We start from the raw sequence: 17035 nt of genomic DNA, 5'->3' as shown, positions 1-17035 counted from the left end.
GATCACCGGTGAGCGACGATCCCGAATACGACGTCGACTTCCGTGAGTCCCCCGAGGAGTACGAGATCGGGCGCGGCGAGCAGGGCGTCTTCAAGATACAGCCGTACAAGGACGAACTGTTGCCGCTCTGGTCGATCGAGAACCTCGAGGGGGCCGAGGAGGCCGCCGCGGACGTTTACAGAAAGTTCGAGGAGTACAAGCGGGCGGACGAGTTTCCCGGGATGGATCTCGCACGGAAGTACTTGCAGATGGGATGGACTCGTTCGCTCAGGTACGCCAAGTACCCGGGAGGGCAGAAATACGAGGTGGACGAGGACGGCAATCGCGTCGAGCGCGAGCCCCAGCAGTGGTACGACGAGGAAAAGTTCGAGATAGCACAGGTGTACCGCGAGTACCTCGACCGGGTGAAAGAAGACGAGACGTACCAGCGACGGAAACGGGAGTGGCAGAACCGCGAATAGTTGCGTAGCGATCCGCCGTCACGCCGTCGGCGAAACGATCACCACCGCGTCTCTCCCACCCTGTTCCAGCGGACGGCCGCGTGGCTTCTCGGTTCCGTCGGAGAGCCTCGAGTCGTAGACGACCTATCTCCGGATCCTCCCGACTTCGGAGCCGATTTCGGCTCCGGAGCCGCTCGAGTGGGCCGCTCCTCGCCGGTAGCGGACCACGGTACCGCGGTACCGCGGTACCACGGTACGGAACGAACGTTTTTCCGCACGATCGTGGATACGACGCTATGCGGCTCGTGGAAATTCTGATCCCCAGGGAAAAGCGTGACGCCGTGGAGGCGGTACTCGAGGACGAGAACATCGACTACACGCTCATCGAGGAGGAGGGCCGCGAAGAGCCGTCGGTGATCATCACCTTTCCCCTCCCGACGCCCGCGGTCGAGTCCGTCCTCGACGCGATTCGAGACACGGGGATCGACGAGGACTCGTACACGGTGATCGTCGATGCGGAGACCGTCATCTCCGAACAGTTCGACGACCTCGAGCAGCGCTACGCCCAGAACACGCCCCGCATCTCCCGCGAGGAGATGCAGGCCCGAGCGAAGGACCTCACGCCCCGATTCAGCACGTACCTCGTCATGACGATCATGAGCGTCGTCGTCGCGACCGCCGGCCTCCTGCTCGATTCCCCGGCGGTCGTCGTCGGCTCGATGGTGATCGCTCCGCTGATCGGCCCCGCCCTCGGCGCGAGCGTCGGGACGGTCATCAACGATCACCCGCTGTTCCGTCGGGGGATCAAACTCCAAGCGATCGGCCTCGGCGTCGGTGCTATCACCGCTGCCGTCTTCGCGATCGTCGTTCGAACGACCGGCCTCGTCCCGCCGATGATCGATCTCCTCGCGATCTCGGAGATCGAAGGCCGCATCCGTCCCGATCTCCTCTCGCTCGTCATCGCGATCGGTGCCGGCGTCGCGGGGGCGTGGACCCTCACCGCGGGCACCTCCGCCGCGCTCGTCGGCGTGATGATCGCGGCGGCCCTCGTTCCGCCGCTGGGCGTCGTCGGTATCGGAATCGCCTGGGCCAACCCGGAGATGGCCCTCGCTGCGGGCGTCCTCGTCCTCGTCAACATCCTCGCGATCAACGTCACCAGCCTCGCCGTCCTCTGGTACAAGGGCTATCGCCCGGAGAACTGGTTCGGCGAGGACGAGGCCCGCGTCGCCACCAGGAGACGAACCGTCGCGCTCGTCGTCGCGATACTCCTGCTCTCGAGCTTTCTCGGTGCCGTATCGTACGACACCTACCGAACTGGAGCGTACGAAGAACGGGTCAACGAGGACGTCGCGTCCGTTCTCGAGTCGGCCGAGTACGAGGGACTCGAACTCGTCGACGTGAGGGTCGAGTACACCGATCCGGTTCCCTTCCGGCAACCCGATCGTGTCGTGGTGACCGTCAGCCATCCGGTCGGGACCGATCCACCGGCGATCGCCGACGCGCTTCAGCAGCGAGAGAGCGTTCGCGCAGCGTCGGCACTCCATCTCCCGACCGGTCCGCTCGTCGACTCCGAGCGGGCGGACGTCGTCGTTCGCTACTCCGAACAGGACCACTAACGGTGTCAGAATTACCCGTTTTCGCGTGTCGAGCCGTTTTCGGCCCGTTTTGATCGCCCGACTACCGTCAACACGAAGGCGAGTGGATGAAAGAGCTATTGCCTTTACAGCGACGGCGATCACGGAGATCGTTCGCTGAATCCGAACTAAACCGTCGGTTCGGGTACAAAAAGTACGTAGCCGAGTGGATCAGGCCGTCGACTGAATCTCGGTGTTCGGCCTGATCGGGTGTTCGAGGGTCACGAGGTTGAAGACGGGCGAACGCGCCGGGAACCCACGGACCATCGATCGTTCCTCCGCAGTCAGGTCGCCGGTCACTTTCACGTCCATCTCGAGTTCGCCGAACATGTCGTGGGCCCTCTCGGCGTCGTGGATTCCGAACAGTACTCGGAGGTCCACGGGCGCGCGAACGGTCGTCGTGACCTCCTCGACGTCGATGCCCTCGCGGATCGCGTTGTAGACAATCGTCCCGTTGATACAGGCAGTGAGTCCCGCGAGCGCGACCTCGATGGCTTCGTACCTGTCGGTCGGCTCGACGTACGCCATGGCCTCCTCGAGTTCCGGCGGAAGGCCGAGTTCGAAGACGTGTTCGCGGTCTTCCCCCATCTCCTCGCCCCCGAGCACCCAGTCGCCGATGGTCGCGGTCGTCCGGTTGGCGACCTCCTCGGTGACGCCGGAGGCCCGGAACTCGACCGTTCCCTCCTCCGGATTGGCCTCGAGCCAGTCGATGAACTCGAGATATTCGCCAGCGTCGAGACCGTGTTCGATCTCCCCGTTTCGCGTCGCTACGGCGTGGTGCATTTCGTCTGTAGTCATTGTCACTCCCTCGAATGATAATAGGCCACACACAGTATTAAATACGTATTGCGTATTCGAAATACAATCCCAGTATTTGTCCCTATGGGTTATATTAGTGGTCGCTCACTCAGTTTTGTGGCCAAAAAACGGAGATTCCCGGGTCGGCGAGCGACTGCCCTCTTTCAGAGTTCCTCTATGTACGGCGCGATTTCTTCGTCGGAGACGTCCCGCCCGTGTACGTTTTGCAGGTGAGAGCGTGCGGCCTCGTAGATGGACTCTTCGAACTCACTGTAGACGACCACGTCGCAATCTGCGACGTCACGACACTCGAAGCGATATCGTTCCGTGACCATATGCTAGAGTGTACCTCGACCGCCATGTACTTGCCTCTACGAGCCATCAGTCTCGGTCGCAAGCATTTGTGCGTCGGCCCCGATTGTCTAGGACATGGTAGAGACGGGTGCCCTGCTCTCGATTCTCGCCGGAGGCATCACCGCGCTGTTCGCCGTCTTCCTCACGTTCTACCTGCGAAACCAGTGGCAGGAGATCCAGTCACTCCGGGCGATGCAGACGGAACTCGAGCAAAACGCCGAACGGGTCCAGGCCCTCGCCGAACTCCTCACCGGCGACTTACAGCGCCAGCAGGTGGACCTGCCGATCGAGGTCCCGCCCGGAACCAGAATGGAGATCCGGTACGTCGTCTCCTTTCCGAGTTCCCTCTCGACCTCCGCGTTCGATCAGTTGAAACATACTGGAATGTTCCTCCGGCTCTCCCCCGAAATCCGCCGTTCGCTTTTCGAGTTGTACGATGCGATCGACCGGATCAACCGGCTGCGCCAGCACCGGGAGCGGATTCACTTCGACGACGTCGGGAACGTCCACATCGTCATCGACCCCTCCGACCTCGACGTCGAACCAGGCGCGACAGTCTCCGAAGACGACCTCCCCGCGGAGACCAGGCGACGCCTGGCGGATCTCCGGGAGATGCGGCGAGCGATGAAAGAGGTGAACAGGTCGATCCTGCGACTTATCGCGTCGATCTCCGCCCCGGAGACGGTCGACGACCTCGAGCTAGAGCCCTACCTCGAGACGGATCGGCGGAGTGACCGGCGATCGGAGGTGCGAGCCGAGTCGCCCGCTTCCGACGAGGTCGAGGTCAATCTCGAGGAGATGCGCTCGCTTCTGCGCGACGTCGAGCGAAACTCGGTCTGGTCGCGCTTCATGTAACCCATCCGATCGCGTTTCTCGAGACCGGCTGATCGCGAGGACGTTACCCCGACCTGTGAATCACACCAGTAGCACGATTCGTCACTCGAGTCCGTTCCGATCCGCCAGGACATAGAGAGGTCGACCGTGCAACCGCTGTGTCACGGTCTTTCTCGTCTTCCTTCTGGCGAGGGCGGGTTGTTCGCACTCGTCTGGGTGATCATCCTCGTCATCGAACTCGTCGTCTTCCCCCCGAACCTGATGTCCAACTGGCCGAGTCTTGCGGAACCGACCGTGGGCTTCGTCGATCTCGTCCGAACGGGCGCGTTCATCGGACCATCGGGGTGCTCTCGAGTGCGTTGGCGGCGGACTCGAGAGCCGAGTTATTATCAGCTACCTCGCACTGTTCCCCGACCGACCGTAGCCGCCCCGCTCGAACTCGAGCGCGATGGTATTCCTGGAAGAACGGGGTGCTGTACGCGGAAATCGATGGCCTCGGCACTCCGAGAGCAGAATCTGACATCAGTTAACATGAGTGTAGTGTTTACCTATAGGTCTGGTGAGCCGCTACGAATGTGACGGTCCACTGTGATCGTGGCGAATAGACACCGAATAGACACAAGCAGCGGAAGCTAATTTTTGCAGGAGGTCGTGGAATGTGGCGTACTGGATAACCGGGTGCAAAAAGAGATTGGGAGCGGATTGTACGTCATGGCCGGGAAGGACAAAGTTTGGTACGAACCCGGATGGGGGTAGAGGTTAGTCGACAGTAACTAATGATGTTGGACTAATTTATCAGTAGCTATTAACCGGTCAAATTCTATGTGAGAAATATGGAACTGGATCTTCCTTCTCCCAAAGAAGTATCAAGCTTCATAAGTTTAGCTAAACATGACGCTACTGAAGCTTTCTTACCCATATATACTGCAGATATGAGTGGAAGCCCAGTTGCTGTAATCGCGTTTCTTTGGTATAGTTCGGGCAAGACACGTCTTGTAATCTATAACAAATCTGATGATAGATGGAATATGATTGAACAAACTGCTCGATCCAATCATGTGTTTCATGATGTAGAAAATTATATTGATACTAGTGTTATCCTCGTAGGTGAAGATATTGATTCAGAACTTGATCTTTATTATCGCTTGAAGGATGAGATCAGAGATAACTATTATTCCGATCTTCCTGATGAATACACAGAGGTTGGGGAAGACGAAGTGGATCTTTGTGATAATATCAAATGTAGCCATGATGCCCGGGTCGAAAGACCCTCAGATGAGATACCAGCCAAGATTGAGAGTTGTAGGGTTTGTAACCACATTCATGCCGTCACATTTGATGGTGAAAAGGCCGATCGTGAAGACTTCTTTAATATAAATTGGCTTAGAGAAAAGGTTCCTGATTCTTTAGTTTGGGAAACGGATGGGAATTTAGTAGGATTAGTATCACCTGAAGAAAGTAACTTTTCTTGGATAGATGTTGCACTGTATGTACTTGGGCAGGACGCGGACGATGAAAGCAGGACAATAACTGGATACGAATCAGACGTTATGTCAGGGGTTGTCATTGGTGAAAGTCAAGTCTCCGGGTATGCAGCTTGGAACCGGTCACCAGACGAAGAGGAGATTGCGATGCTTCGGCAGGTCTATGTTCGACCAACCTACCGTGAGCAGAATATAGCAACGAATCTTGTAGAGATTTGGTGGAATCATATGCCAGATGACCACTTTTACGTGGCCGACCCTAACTCGGTCGGTCGAACGGTTATTGAATCTCTTGGCTATTATGATACGGCAGATAGGGAGATGCCGATTGCAAGTGATACTCGTGTGATCCGTTCCTTAGGATTACCGTCATTTGCAGTTACTATATAGGGACATAATCCCTTTCTCATTCCTGTCGATCCTCGAATCAGATACTCTGAATTAACTAAGGAGGTTGAGGAACATTCGCCGGAAGCAGTTAACGGCATTAGGAGTGTAATTCGTCTACACCTTACGTGGAAAGCAGTTAACTGTCGCCCTCATTACTCTTTTGCTCTAGCCATTTTATTGAGACGCTGTGAATCAGTGATCTTGCGTCAGAGTGCGACATCGGTTGAGTCGGGGAACTCCGCCCCTCCGTGCTGGCATGACGCGCATCCAATCCGATGATTTTCTTGTCGTTAGCTGTCCGTCGGAAGTTCTTCCGATTACTGCTTGAGATCCATCCTGCTTCGTCAACGTCCTCGCTTAGTTCTTCTTCGATGAATTCGAGAATTTTATATAGATTTGCCCAGCTGTCTCCGCGTTCCCACAACAGCAACAGTTCTTGTACAGCGTCATCATCGCTTTTCAGTGCCAGCAGTATCTCTTCATCAAACACGTCTGGCTCTGGGAGTCCTAGTTCCTCCCGCAACTCAGGCGCACCATGCATCTGGACAGTATCTGTTTTAATTGTGACGCTTTTTCCGTTATCCACTTCATAGACGGCACCTGTCGTGATATCTTCAAATAGTCCATGGTTTAGTTCAAGAATACCACAGAGTGTTTTTACTATGTTTTGAGCTTGGCTCCATACTTCTGATGCAGTGGTTAGATCCTCAAAGGCCCTCGATTTGAGATAAAATCGATTTTCCGCTTCATCGTGAATGATCTTCGGATCGTCGTTAAATGTCCTTTCCAACAGGCGTAAGTCCTCCTGATCGCCTTGGATGATTACTTTCCACGTCATCGATTCATATCTTCACCGGCCTTTCCTTGAAGTCTAGTTGGGGTATTTTCTGAATGTCAGTATTAGATGAATACATAAAATCAGCCATCATAAATTTAAATGTTCTTACATAGTATGTACTCATGGCGACGGAGCAGTGGGTGGAAACCCGGGATGCAGACCCGTGCGGGAACAGCGCTCACATCCGGGTGCCGAAACGGTTCCACGGCAAACCATTCCGAGCTGAGTTGGTAGACGAATCAGAGGAGTGGCGTGAAACACTGGGGGCCAAAGCCTGCGGCAACAGCGCCCACATCCTCCTGCCTAAGCGGTTCCGCGGAAAGCAGTTCCGCGTAGAACTGCTCCCCGATCGCCACGAGAGAGGTGGTAACGGTGAGTAAGGAACAAACGCTACGTGAACGACTAGCTGCGCTTGAACACCGGCAGTGGATGGAATGGAGCCAACACCTTGCTGCGGAAGAAGACCTAAGTGATGACCGCCTGAAGAGATGGGAGTCTCTGTGGATACCGTACGCGGAATTATCGGAGGAGATGAAGGACCATGATCGGGAGTGGGCTGACAAGGTCTTAGACGAGGTTCGCGCCCTGCTGGATCGTTTGAAGGAAGAACGAAAAGAGAAGTGCGGGGTGCTGACGGCAGAGGATGACAGTATTTTGCTCGGCCAGTTCGAGGATAAACTACGCAAGGCCAACAGAGAGTTCGCTGAGAAAGACGGTGATAACGAGTGAGTCAAGGGCCACAGATGTGGGTGTACGGATACCCACAGGACAAACTGAAACAGGAGGACAATCAGCGGATGAAGAATTTGATGATCGCTGTAGATTACGGCGATGAAGAAGAACGAGTGGCTGTGGCCGAACAACTGAACCGGACGCTGAAATCGGACTCCGGCTATCTATTCGCGTACTGGAACTGGCGGCAAGGCCAAGAGGTCGAAGACTATGACGATCTCGTGGAATACTACAAGCTGTACGGGAAGATACTGGCGAACGAAGTCCTTGCCTCTGTACGTGTCTGTGCTGACCACAAAGAGGATGAGTGGTTCTACATCGACCATCGCGCATATGAGTTGTCGGATGACGATGCGGTTGATGTTCAGGAGTGGCACAAGCGTCTTGATCTGAAGGTTCAGGTCCAAAAAGGAGAGCAGGCGAAGAAGCGGCTAGAAGAGTTCGGAGCGAACGATGGTGAAAACGATGAGTGAGAAGTGCAATCTGTGTAAGGAACTCGGATACGACAGGGTATGCTGGTGTGACGACACAGAGGAGGATACCCGGGAGGCTGGTGAATAGCCATGAACATAGTACGCCACGTTGACAATATCAGTAAACACCTGCAAAACTCGTCCAAGAATGGACGGGGACTGTGAGAAGATTAAAATAAAGCGGAAAACCGTACTAAGCCTGTTCGACCACAGCACAAACATGGTCCGTCCTTGGGCCAACGCCGGATACCGGTGCATCTGCGTCGACACACAGCACGACGGACGAGAAACACAGAGTGTCGAAGGCGGAGGAGAAATAATAACGGTGGGGACAGACATCCGTGCATATCTGCCGCCACGGACAGAATACGAGATCGTGTTCGCATTCCCGCCATGCACCAATCTCGCGGTCAGTGGTGCACGATGGTTCAAACAGAAGGGATTGACCGGACTGGCGGACGCAATAGAGCTGGTAGAACAGGCCCGGAAAACCTGCGAGTGGGCCGATGCTCCATGGATGATTGAGAACCCGGTTTCCACGCTTTCAACATACTGGCAGGAACCGGACTACACGTTCCATCCGTATCAGTACGCTGGATACACAGATCAGGACGAGGCGTACAGCAAAAAAACCTGCCTGTGGACATCAGACGATTTCGTGATGCCCCCCACAGATGCAGTAGAGGAATATGACGACCGGATTCACAAGATGCCGCCGTCAGAGGACCGGAACCGGAACCGATCTGAAACACCCATGGGCTTCGCCCACGCGGTATTCCAGGCAAATGCGGAAGATCGGGTTGTTCCCTTAGCATATGGCGAATAGGTGAGGACAATGGATGAGCGCTTAGTGGATAGACTGTTAGACGTACATTCCTCGCTGAATACGGCCCTTTGGGAGGCCCACAAGTACGAATCTAAAATCAACGCGCCACATCACAGAGGGAAGGTTATGGAGGAGGTTGATGCGATGATAGATATACTCAAAGAACTCAGATCGGGAGCTGGCAACGGGGGTAGTGCTGAATAGGGCCTACGCCGCTGTAATCGAGGAAAGCGAGAACATCCCGGAAGAGATCGCAACGCCACCGATGAGCGTCCGGCAGCGCGGCAACACGATCACGTACTGTGGCCGGTACGACTCGAAGGAGAAGTACATAAAGTCATAGAAGGTAGACTTTTCAGCCTCTGCTAGTTACGCTGCAGCATGGTGGATATCGGCAGGTGGAATACGCAGATCCGGATTTTTCTCTATTTGCTGGGTGCGGCCGTCGTTGTTCTCGGAATCAGTGCAGCGGCGTATCAATACTTTGGGTCGACAGGGTTGACTGCGGTTGATTTGACGGTTTCAGCGCTTCTCACTGTTGCACTGGTCATCCTCTATTTCCGGCAAACACTCCTTCTCGAGTCACAACGAGATCTGCTCACACAAGAGCTGAACCGGGAAGCACGCCAGCAGCATACAGAGACCCTGCGGGACCGAGTACGACTCTGGCATGGAAACCCAGATAAGAAAACCGCAAGTAACCCAATTGATCAGCCGCAGCGGAACCTTCCTGCAGTTAAGGACGCCTCGTTTGAAACCGCACCTACTGGATCGTACAGTATGGCATTTCCCGATGACGAACCGTTTCAGGTCATCCCACACCATCTACAGGGTGACCGTTATCTAGAGGATCTACTCCAGAACCATGCTCCCAATCTCCGAAAAAAGAAGAACGAGATAGACCAGTTACACGGCCGGTTTGTCTCAATGAGAGACAAGTTCGTACGATCATTTGAGGAGGGGATTGTTCGTGATGAAGCGATGTTCACGATCGAGCCAGCAGACTACTTTGGCCGGTGGATGTTCGAGTTTCTCGTGGCATACGAACGTGGAAAATACGAGGACTTCGCCGAGCTTCGGGGACGTATACAGTCCCAATTGGAAGCAGGGACTACCGGCTTGCATCCAGATGAACCACGGCTCTGGATACGTGCCGATATTGGCGGGAACAGCAGTAGAGCAGCGTATTCAGTGGTACACAAGTCAGGTAACCGAGAGGCACTGCGAGAACACCAATCCGCAGTGAAGGAAGACGTGATTGATCTGGTCCAACAGGTTGTGGATCAACTGGAAGAGGACTATCCATACTATCACACGGAGGAGGCTGCGGCGGTGCTCGATGAGGCGGCGGAAGCGATTGATGACTTGGAAAACTTACTGGTCGAGTACGATGGCAGACCTATCTATCCGGGGGATTGCATGTATCTCGAGGAAGCACGGATTTCAGGCAGTTAACAGGGTTTGGGGCGTATCTGCTGTTTATATCGGGTGGAACAGAGCATGTTCGCACCAGCCGATGAGTAACACTGCAATTCGGCAGCGTCATAGTGGCCGGAGATCACGCCACAGAAGGTCTATCTCAGTACCCTCATCAAGTTTGGTGGTCTGCAGACTATTTTCTGAATATGTGTTCCCATCAACCCAAAATTTATGATATAGTTGTCCCTTCTTCCGGTATGTCAAATGTCACTACTATCGAGGATGATTATGAGTATCCCGGGTGGTTAGTGTTTAACGGATTGTTCCAGACCTCCGTACACGGAGAGGGAAGTATGTCCCCACAGGAGATCGTGGACAGTTTCGACAAATATTCGCCTGGTTCCCCGAACGAACCTGACTCCGGATTTGAGGTGATGGACCTATCCGAGAAACTCCAGCAAATGGGTGAACTTACCCAGGCAACTGAGGACTTCGCTCAAGGCCTACACTCACTACGGTATGTTGACGAGGACTGGATGGAGCAGTGGGGGTATGATGAACACGGAAAAGAGGAGATGTACTTCCTCCCCAATCACGACGAGGTCCGCGTCTACTGGGACTATGTAAACGACGTTATGGCATTCAAAGGGCGGAAACAGCTGCTTCAACGCAAACAGGACGATCTCATAGCAGCGTTGTCCGGCGATATGAAAATGGAGCCCGTCAACTTCGATTTCGATTTTTTCCTCTGGATCCTGTACAAGCAGTACGAACAAGAACGCCTCTCAGACGATCTCCGTGTCCGCAACATCACCCGCGGCTCAACATCTGCAGAAACGAAAGACAACATGGGTGCAGGCGACGTGAAAGACTCGAACAATATCCTGCGGTCGGTCCTCATGATCGCGCCTATCCTCTCCGGCAAGAAAATCGACAAAATACAGGGCAACTTCATTATGGGGAACCATCAGGTGAAGGCTCAAATCGAGTTCGGCGGAAAGGTCCATGTCAAAGTCAGCGACAGCCCATTGAGCACATTGAGCGACCTACGACGAATGGGTGTATCACTGCGACTCCTCTCAGAACTGGTCACGCTCTTCGATGACTGGGAACACCTTGAACCAGAGGATCGGTATCCGCCGCCGTCGTTCTTCGATGATATGGCGGATAATGCGGAGGAAGAAGGCTGGGGTCCGCGATTCGATCCGGAGGAGGTGAAAGCACGGTACGAACGCAAGCGCCAAGGAACTCCAGATGACAATTATAAAACAGCGGCTGCAGAAGACGCATCATAACAACGGTCAAGAAGATACGATCGTTACCTACTGAGGATAACCATCATGTCCACGAGCAGGCTGGGTCAAGCCAAGGATCTTGAAAAATACTGGTCCGAGCACCTTGGTGACCAGCCTGAGACCAACGTCACAATCCAGTCGATCAACCGCGAACAGGTCACCGCGTTCCCAGAGGTCGACAGATATCCATTCAACGGTCAGCTACAGCTCACTGGTACATTTGCATTTGAGATTTCAGGTCGGAACGGGGATTCGTTCACGCAGACCGGTGAGTATCAGTACCGGGCTGCCTCTGGCCTGTTCCTGCTAGAAACGCCGTCTGATCTTGTTGACTCGGATGAGGTCTTTTCTGAGCTCAATACACAGCTTTCGTCAACCACTCGGATAGAGGAGGCGCTTTCACTGCCCCGGGATTCGTTCTGGCGGTTCATCGAAGCGGCTGACTCCGTTGAAACTCTACGACTCCGCGGACCGGAAACCACGTACGATGCAAGCAAACTCATCCACCTCCTCCATCATGATGATCCGGTCGAAACGTTACATTCAGACCCAGAATTCAGCGACCTCCGTGGTATCGAAAATATCGAGACTGCACTGGAATCGGTAGACTCTCCATCCGAAATAGAGGGGGTTCAGGATCTCGATATCGATATCTACAACACGCTAATCGACGAGGTGGAAGCGACGTACTGGTTCAACGGATGGACTGCGAACTTCTGGTACCGGCGTGGCGAACTAAAACTGGATGCTGAGACTGAAGACTCTCGAGAGTACGTTATCCAACTCTTTGAGCGGGATGTCTTGAGTTCCTGAGGTTTGAAGATATGGCCTCTGTCCGCGCATGTCTAGACAGTCTTCTCGGTTCGCAACTTATCGTAATTTTTGAACTTGTCTTTATCTACCTTGTCTTGGTAGCGATCGCGGTTGGGATCGTTGCTGTTGTAGATCCAATCTCGAGTTTGGAGGAGTTAGATTACGAACTGAGAGAATTCGTCCACTATTACAAAGAGACAAGCTGGTGGTGGCTTACTACTTTCTTTACTTCTGTTGTTGCACTGACTGTGGGATCCGGTAACGGTTTGTTCGTCAATCTGGTCTTTCTCAGCATATTTACTGCTCCTGCAATGCTATACTTTCACCGGAAATACCCGTTCTCTCTCAAATGCGGCTACCGGGCTCGTACCTCATCTGGCCGGACAGCGATCAATGAAGAGAAGGAAAACATCGCTACACCGGACAACGGTCTGTACGTACTGGAGTTTCCGATCACTACTGGCTCAAATGTAGAGGATATCGCCATTGATCTCACGATACCAGATGGTGTCGAGGTGTGGAGTCATTCTGGGATCGGCGGCGTTGAGCTGTCAGAGGACGAAACAGCGATAGAAGGGAAGGCGCCACCGGGCCGGGATTCGTTCGTATTCGAACTCATACTCACGGAAACGACTGGCGTGCAGCAAGGAGGAAATCTGCTGATTCTTTCTGACGCCGAAAGTGGACGAGAACTAGTCACTATCCGGCTGTTACCGTAGTATCAGAGAAACACTCCACTTACATACCCGGTAGTATTTTTGTGCTGGCCGTGTGAGTAAGTGGCATACGGCGTTGTAATCAGTAGCCAGTAATCAGACAATGATGCATCGACGATCCAACGGAACTGACGTCAGATTCCCATCCTATGGTCGCATATGGCTCGAAACAGGCCGTAACACGTTAAATACAGATAACGTAGAAGCCAATAATTATAGGGTCGTCCAGAAATATACTCCAACACCCCACTTTTCTGGACGATGTAAACTCATTTCGCGAAATCTGATGTCAGAAATGGGGCCTCGGCACTCATAGGGCTCGTCGTCACCGGGTGCCGAGTCCGGCTCGGAGCGGGTGCATCGTCATCGGCCGGGTGGCGCTACGGGAGCCGGATCAAAGACCGTTTGGATCGACTCGAGGACATCGATAAGTCGGACAGTATGAAAACCGATACGACGAGCCGCGGAACTGGAATGGATTGCTCGCAGGTAGTGTCGGAAACGGACCGGCACTTCCGGCGAGACTGCCCACTCAGTCGGCCGCTAACAGTGCTCCTTCGGATCGACAGTCGCCGTCGCGACTGGGTGGCCTTCGTAATACAGCGTCACCGTCGCTTCGCCGTCCGGTGCCGTGACCCAGAAGACTTCGGCGTTGGTGAGGTCGTCGGGAATCGTAACCGTCCCAGTCTCCCCGGTTTCGGCGACCCGGTAGACGAAGGTCTTCTCGGCGTGGGCACCGCTTCGCACGTAGAACCGCGCTTTCTTCGCATCGGGGTCGTAGCAACGAGCGTCGAATCCGAGACGGTCCCTGGGAATGCACGCCGTTTCGGTCGCACTCCGGGCGGCGTCGATCTGTTCGCCGTCGTAGAAGATTCCGACGAGTGCTTCACCGTCCGGTGCGGGAACTTCGAAGTAAGTCGTGCTCTTCGGTTTGACGGTGACCTGACCCGTAATACTGGTGTCGTCGACCCCGTAAACCACGGTAATCGGCTTCTCGTTGCCGTTTTCGACTCGGAATCGAGCCATATCCGTTTCCGCATCGACGCAGACGGGAATCAGGGAAACCTTCCCGAGGTCGACTTTTCCATCCTTGTCGTAATCGTGACCCTTCGATGGTTTCGATCCGCAGTCGTTCGGGTTGTCGAACGTCTTCCCGTTAGCGGTCACCGAGAGGATCTTGTCTCCATCTCCGAGTGGCGAATCGTAGAACTGGAAGACGTTGAACGTCCACGCGTATGCGGTACTTCCATCGGGTTTTTGATACACCCGCAAGTCGTCCGCGGTGACCGTTTTCTGTACGGTCTCGATTCGGCCCCGTGTGGCGTTGTAGGTTCGCACCCGGATGCGCTTCAGATAGTCGTCTGTTCTGCGGACGAGTTGTGCCGGAACGAAACCGCCTTCGTCATCGTGTACGGGAAACGTCGCCATCCCGTCGTCGACGGGGATCTTGATCGACTTTGCCTTCTTCCCCACTGCGGGGAGTTTCATGTATCCTCCGCCCTCGAGCGGGATCTTGTAGTACGAACCGTCTTTCAGCTTGTACGGGACCGTGATCGCATCCTCCGTCTTGCCTTCGACGGGAATCTTGATCGATCGCGTACTGTCGTCGTCGTTTTGAACGACGAGTTCGAGGTAGTCCTCGTCCAGACGGAGGGTCGGAATCGCCAGGTAGGTGTTCCCGCCCTCGGTGGGTAACAGGATAGCGTTGTCCGTCGTACCGGCTAACGAGATCGTGAGGGAGCCGTCCTTCGCCGTGATCGGGACTTCCACGTATCCGTCAGCGGCTGGTGTGACGAACTCCTCGTCAAAGTAAACCGTAGTCGAGTAACACTCGTTAAATTCGACCTTCGTGATGCCGTCTTCGTCGCCGGTTTCGTGTCCGTCTTTCTTTTCACCAGCGCTAACTGTGTTTGCTCCGAAACCGACGCCGCCGACGAGGGCGCCCGTTGCTGCGATACCTTTGAGACTCCGCCGCCTGGAAATGCGATGTTCGTCTGTCATGGGTGCTTTTCCGGCCACCGACGGAGATACCACCGGGCCGGCGCTGCCGACATCTCCACCAAACGGACGTTTTGTGATCAGTGAACTACCGCTTTGAACGACAGTCCTAACCGTCGAACCCTCCTCGAGAGAACGAGCGTAACGAGAGAAAGACTGTCTCCCCAATCGAATTTCTCGCGGCCGGAAAATTCAGCTTACTAATACGGTACGGGAGCACGTGCCGGATCTGTTCGATGGGTGAAAATAGCTGAAGAACGGCCCTAATATCCACAACGACTGAAATACTGCTCTCGGCAACTGAAGTTGGCCGTGAAGGCAGTCCTTTCGAGGAGAAGTCACCACCATCTCGCGTTCGAATCGCACGGTAGGCCATCGTAACTCCATTCATCACTGCTTGATGCAGTTGTGGCCTGAAGCCGGTATCTCAGATGGTGACTGACGAGTATCGAACGGCGGATCGACCGTACAAACGATGGATCTCATTTTCCCCTATCTCCGCGTCGGGGTGGAGGGAGGCCGAATGCGAAAGCAATCGAAGTGTTCGATCAGTCGTCGCCTGGTCCGTCCGGATCCGTACCCCCGGTGTCCGCGTCCGATTCCAGGAATGCCGAGTTCCACTCGTCGATGAGGTTCTCGAGTTGACGCGTTCTTCCCTTTGAGAAGGTTTGGGGAGCCAGTTCGGACGCGGACGTCCGGGGAGCCGACTGGTGATCGGAGCCCGTCTTGGGGGGTTCGTTCTTCGTCCCAGACGTGGCGGACGAGGCGGTTCGTTGATTCGTCGGTGCTGCGGTCTCGGTTCGGTAGTTGCGTGTACTCATGTCGGTCGGGATCGGTGAGGTCGTCGCGCGGTGTGTCGTCGTTCGGTTCGAGGGGTCAGAAACGAGTTAGGGGCCTACGGATACGGATACAGGTACGACCGACGCGTGGTGCATGTACCACGGGCTACGAACCACTTATACATAAAAGTTAATGATAGATAATGCGATGGCCGGACCCCATCGAAACCGATCGGCGACGCTGCCGGAATACGAGAGGAAACCTGCCGCCGTTTCGCGTTCGTCGACGGACCGTGGGTCGGGGCGTGACGGGAACCCGACTGTTTACGGTACTGCCGGTCCGACGGGAGGGTATGACCATCGGCGTCATCGGCGGTAGCGGTATCTACGAGGCACTGCCACTCGAGAACACCCGCAAAGAGGAGGTTTCGACGCCCTACGGCGAACCCAGTGAGGCCGTCACGCTGGGCGAACTCGCCGGTAAGGACGTCGCCTTTCTTCCCCGGCACGGCGAGGACCACCAGCACACGCCGACCGACGCCCAGTACCGGGCGAACATCTACGCGCTCAAGTCGGTCGGCGTCGACCGCGTGATCGCGACCAACGCGGTCGGCAGCCTCCGCGAGGATCTGCCGCCGCGGACGCTGGTCGTGCCGGATCAGATCTTCGACCGCACGAAACACCGCCAGCCCTCGTTCTTCGGCGACGGGATGGTCGTCCACATGGGCTTTGCCGACCCCTACTGCCCCGAGATGGTCGATCACCTCGCGACCGCGGCGGAGGAGGCCACCGAGGACACGAAGACCGAAGCGGGCGGCACTTACGTCTGCATCGAGGGCCCACAGTACTCCACCCGCGCCGAAAGCGAGTTTTACCGCGACCAGGGCTGGGACATCGTCGGTATGACGGCGATCCCGGAGGCCAAACTCGCCCGTGAGGCCGAACTGAGCTACGCGACCGTGGCCGGCGTCACCGACTACGACGTCTGGAAGGCGGACAACGAGGTCACCCTGGAGGAGGTCCTCGAGAACGCCGAAGCGAACCAGGAGGCGATCAACCGGGTCGTCGAACACGCGATCCGGACCATGCCGGAGGACTTCGAGAGCGACGCCTGGTCGGCGCTCGAGGGGACGATCAACACGCCCGCCGACGCGATCCCCGAGGAGACGCGCGAGCGTGTCGACCTGCTGGCCGGCAAGTACCTCGAGTAAC

The 17035-nt window shown here is 55.4% G+C and carries 18 protein-coding genes; 14 read left to right on the top strand and 4 right to left on the bottom strand.

Annotated features, from left to right (window positions below; translation table 11 throughout):
* Positions 1-8: 8 nt before the first annotated feature.
* A complete protein-coding gene (locus tag BM113_RS02370; protein ID WP_089784998.1) occupies positions 9-461 on the top strand; it encodes a DUF4385 family protein in 453 nt (150 codons plus the stop codon).
* 275 nt (positions 462-736) lie between these two features.
* Positions 737-2056 carry a TIGR00341 family protein gene (locus BM113_RS02365; protein WP_089784996.1) on the top strand — a complete coding sequence of 440 codons (1320 nt, stop codon included), beginning with the start codon at positions 737-739 and terminating at the stop codon, positions 2054-2056.
* Positions 2057-2245: 189 nt separating this feature from the next.
* Here BM113_RS02365 and BM113_RS02360 read toward each other — a convergent pair whose 3' ends face one another.
* Positions 2246-2872 carry an OsmC family protein gene (locus BM113_RS02360; protein ID WP_089784993.1) on the bottom strand — a complete coding sequence of 209 codons (627 nt, stop codon included), beginning with the start codon at positions 2870-2872 and terminating at the stop codon, positions 2246-2248.
* A 164-nt stretch (positions 2873-3036) separates the two neighbouring features.
* Complete coding sequence (locus BM113_RS02355) at positions 3037-3207, bottom strand: DUF1059 domain-containing protein (protein ID WP_089784991.1); 171 nt, start codon at positions 3205-3207, stop codon at positions 3037-3039.
* A 94-nt stretch (positions 3208-3301) separates the two neighbouring features.
* On the opposite strand from BM113_RS02355, the gene BM113_RS02350 reads away from it, so the two are divergent.
* Together BM113_RS02350 and BM113_RS02340 are read left to right on the top strand one after the other, a co-directional pair.
* Positions 3302-4081 carry a hypothetical protein gene (locus BM113_RS02350; protein WP_089784990.1) on the top strand — a complete coding sequence of 260 codons (780 nt, stop codon included), beginning with the start codon at positions 3302-3304 and terminating at the stop codon, positions 4079-4081.
* An 812-nt stretch (positions 4082-4893) separates the two neighbouring features.
* Entirely contained in the window at positions 4894-5934 is a 1041-nt protein-coding gene (locus BM113_RS02340) for a GNAT family N-acetyltransferase (RefSeq protein ID WP_089784988.1), read from the top strand.
* 136 nt (positions 5935-6070) lie between these two features.
* Here BM113_RS02340 and BM113_RS21775 read toward each other — a convergent pair whose 3' ends face one another.
* Positions 6071-6772, bottom strand: coding sequence for a hypothetical protein (locus BM113_RS21775; RefSeq protein ID WP_143095804.1), 702 nt, complete (start codon positions 6770-6772; stop codon positions 6071-6073).
* A 122-nt stretch (positions 6773-6894) separates the two neighbouring features.
* On the opposite strand from BM113_RS21775, the gene BM113_RS21770 reads away from it, so the two are divergent.
* The 9 genes from BM113_RS21770 (at position 6895) to BM113_RS02300 (ending at position 13049) form a co-directional block, all read left to right on the top strand.
* A complete protein-coding gene (locus BM113_RS21770; RefSeq protein ID WP_143095803.1) occupies positions 6895-7152 on the top strand; it encodes a DUF2080 family transposase-associated protein in 258 nt (85 codons plus the stop codon).
* The gene (locus BM113_RS22160) at positions 7145-7501 is read left to right on the top strand and encodes a hypothetical protein (RefSeq protein WP_177209077.1); all 357 of its coding nucleotides are present in this window, start codon (positions 7145-7147) and stop codon (positions 7499-7501) included. The genes BM113_RS21770 and BM113_RS22160 overlap by 8 nt, the downstream gene beginning before the upstream one ends.
* Positions 7498-7977 (top strand): hypothetical protein, encoded by a 480-nt coding sequence (locus BM113_RS02325; RefSeq protein WP_143095802.1) that lies wholly within the window; start codon positions 7498-7500, stop codon positions 7975-7977. Before BM113_RS22160 ends, BM113_RS02325 begins: the two co-directional genes overlap by 4 nt.
* 148 nt (positions 7978-8125) lie before the next feature.
* Complete coding sequence (locus BM113_RS02320) at positions 8126-8803, top strand: hypothetical protein (RefSeq protein WP_089784981.1); 678 nt, start codon at positions 8126-8128, stop codon at positions 8801-8803.
* A gap of 9 nt (positions 8804-8812) precedes the next feature.
* The gene (locus BM113_RS21760) at positions 8813-9007 is read left to right on the top strand and encodes a hypothetical protein (RefSeq protein ID WP_143095801.1); all 195 of its coding nucleotides are present in this window, start codon (positions 8813-8815) and stop codon (positions 9005-9007) included.
* A 177-nt stretch (positions 9008-9184) separates the two neighbouring features.
* Positions 9185-10258 (top strand): hypothetical protein, encoded by a 1074-nt coding sequence (locus tag BM113_RS21755; protein ID WP_143095800.1) that lies wholly within the window; start codon positions 9185-9187, stop codon positions 10256-10258.
* A gap of 221 nt (positions 10259-10479) precedes the next feature.
* Positions 10480-11517, top strand: a complete 1038-nt coding sequence (locus BM113_RS02310; protein ID WP_143095799.1) for a hypothetical protein — start codon at positions 10480-10482, stop codon at positions 11515-11517.
* Between the two features lie 45 nt (positions 11518-11562).
* Positions 11563-12330, top strand: coding sequence for a hypothetical protein (locus BM113_RS02305; RefSeq protein ID WP_089784976.1), 768 nt, complete (start codon positions 11563-11565; stop codon positions 12328-12330).
* Positions 12331-12341: 11 nt separating this feature from the next.
* Positions 12342-13049, top strand: a complete 708-nt coding sequence (locus BM113_RS02300) for a hypothetical protein (protein ID WP_089784974.1) — start codon at positions 12342-12344, stop codon at positions 13047-13049.
* A 540-nt stretch (positions 13050-13589) separates the two neighbouring features.
* On the opposite strand, the gene BM113_RS02295 is transcribed toward BM113_RS02300, so the two are convergent.
* Positions 13590-14816, bottom strand: a complete 1227-nt coding sequence (locus BM113_RS02295) for a hypothetical protein (protein WP_143095798.1) — start codon at positions 14814-14816, stop codon at positions 13590-13592.
* Between the two features lie 1360 nt (positions 14817-16176).
* On the opposite strand from BM113_RS02295, the gene mtnP reads away from it, so the two are divergent.
* Complete coding sequence (gene mtnP, locus BM113_RS02285) at positions 16177-17034, top strand: S-methyl-5'-thioadenosine phosphorylase (RefSeq protein WP_007142443.1); 858 nt, start codon at positions 16177-16179, stop codon at positions 17032-17034.
* The last annotated feature ends 1 nt before the right edge of the window (position 17035 follow it).

The organism is Natronobacterium haloterrestre (assembly GCF_900112205.1).
GTDB lineage: Archaea > Halobacteriota > Halobacteria > Halobacteriales > Natrialbaceae > Natronobacterium > Natronobacterium haloterrestre.
This window is presented reverse-complemented; position numbering and strand designations above follow the sequence as displayed.

Excerpts from the sequence above, each read along its gene's own strand:
- BM113_RS02365 (WP_089784996.1), top strand. The coding sequence starts at position 737 with ATGCGGCTCGTGGAAATTCTGATCCCCAGGGAAAAGCGTGACGCCGTG.
- BM113_RS02360 (WP_089784993.1), bottom strand. The coding sequence starts at position 2,872 with ATGACTACAGACGAAATGCACCACGCCGTAGCGACGCGAAACGGGGAG.
- BM113_RS02355 (WP_089784991.1), bottom strand. The coding sequence starts at position 3,207 with ATGGTCACGGAACGATATCGCTTCGAGTGTCGTGACGTCGCAGATTGC.
- BM113_RS02350 (WP_089784990.1), top strand. The coding sequence starts at position 3,302 with ATGGTAGAGACGGGTGCCCTGCTCTCGATTCTCGCCGGAGGCATCACC.
- BM113_RS02340 (WP_089784988.1), top strand. The coding sequence starts at position 4,894 with ATGGAACTGGATCTTCCTTCTCCCAAAGAAGTATCAAGCTTCATAAGT.
- BM113_RS21775 (WP_143095804.1), bottom strand. The coding sequence starts at position 6,772 with ATGACGTGGAAAGTAATCATCCAAGGCGATCAGGAGGACTTACGCCTG.
- BM113_RS21770 (WP_143095803.1), top strand. The coding sequence starts at position 6,895 with ATGGCGACGGAGCAGTGGGTGGAAACCCGGGATGCAGACCCGTGCGGG.
- BM113_RS02320 (WP_089784981.1), top strand. The coding sequence starts at position 8,126 with ATGGACGGGGACTGTGAGAAGATTAAAATAAAGCGGAAAACCGTACTA.
- BM113_RS21760 (WP_143095801.1), top strand. The coding sequence starts at position 8,813 with ATGGATGAGCGCTTAGTGGATAGACTGTTAGACGTACATTCCTCGCTG.
- BM113_RS21755 (WP_143095800.1), top strand. The coding sequence starts at position 9,185 with ATGGTGGATATCGGCAGGTGGAATACGCAGATCCGGATTTTTCTCTAT.
- BM113_RS02310 (WP_143095799.1), top strand. The coding sequence starts at position 10,480 with ATGTCAAATGTCACTACTATCGAGGATGATTATGAGTATCCCGGGTGG.
- BM113_RS02305 (WP_089784976.1), top strand. The coding sequence starts at position 11,563 with ATGTCCACGAGCAGGCTGGGTCAAGCCAAGGATCTTGAAAAATACTGG.
- BM113_RS02300 (WP_089784974.1), top strand. The coding sequence starts at position 12,342 with ATGGCCTCTGTCCGCGCATGTCTAGACAGTCTTCTCGGTTCGCAACTT.
- mtnP (WP_007142443.1), top strand. The coding sequence starts at position 16,177 with ATGACCATCGGCGTCATCGGCGGTAGCGGTATCTACGAGGCACTGCCA.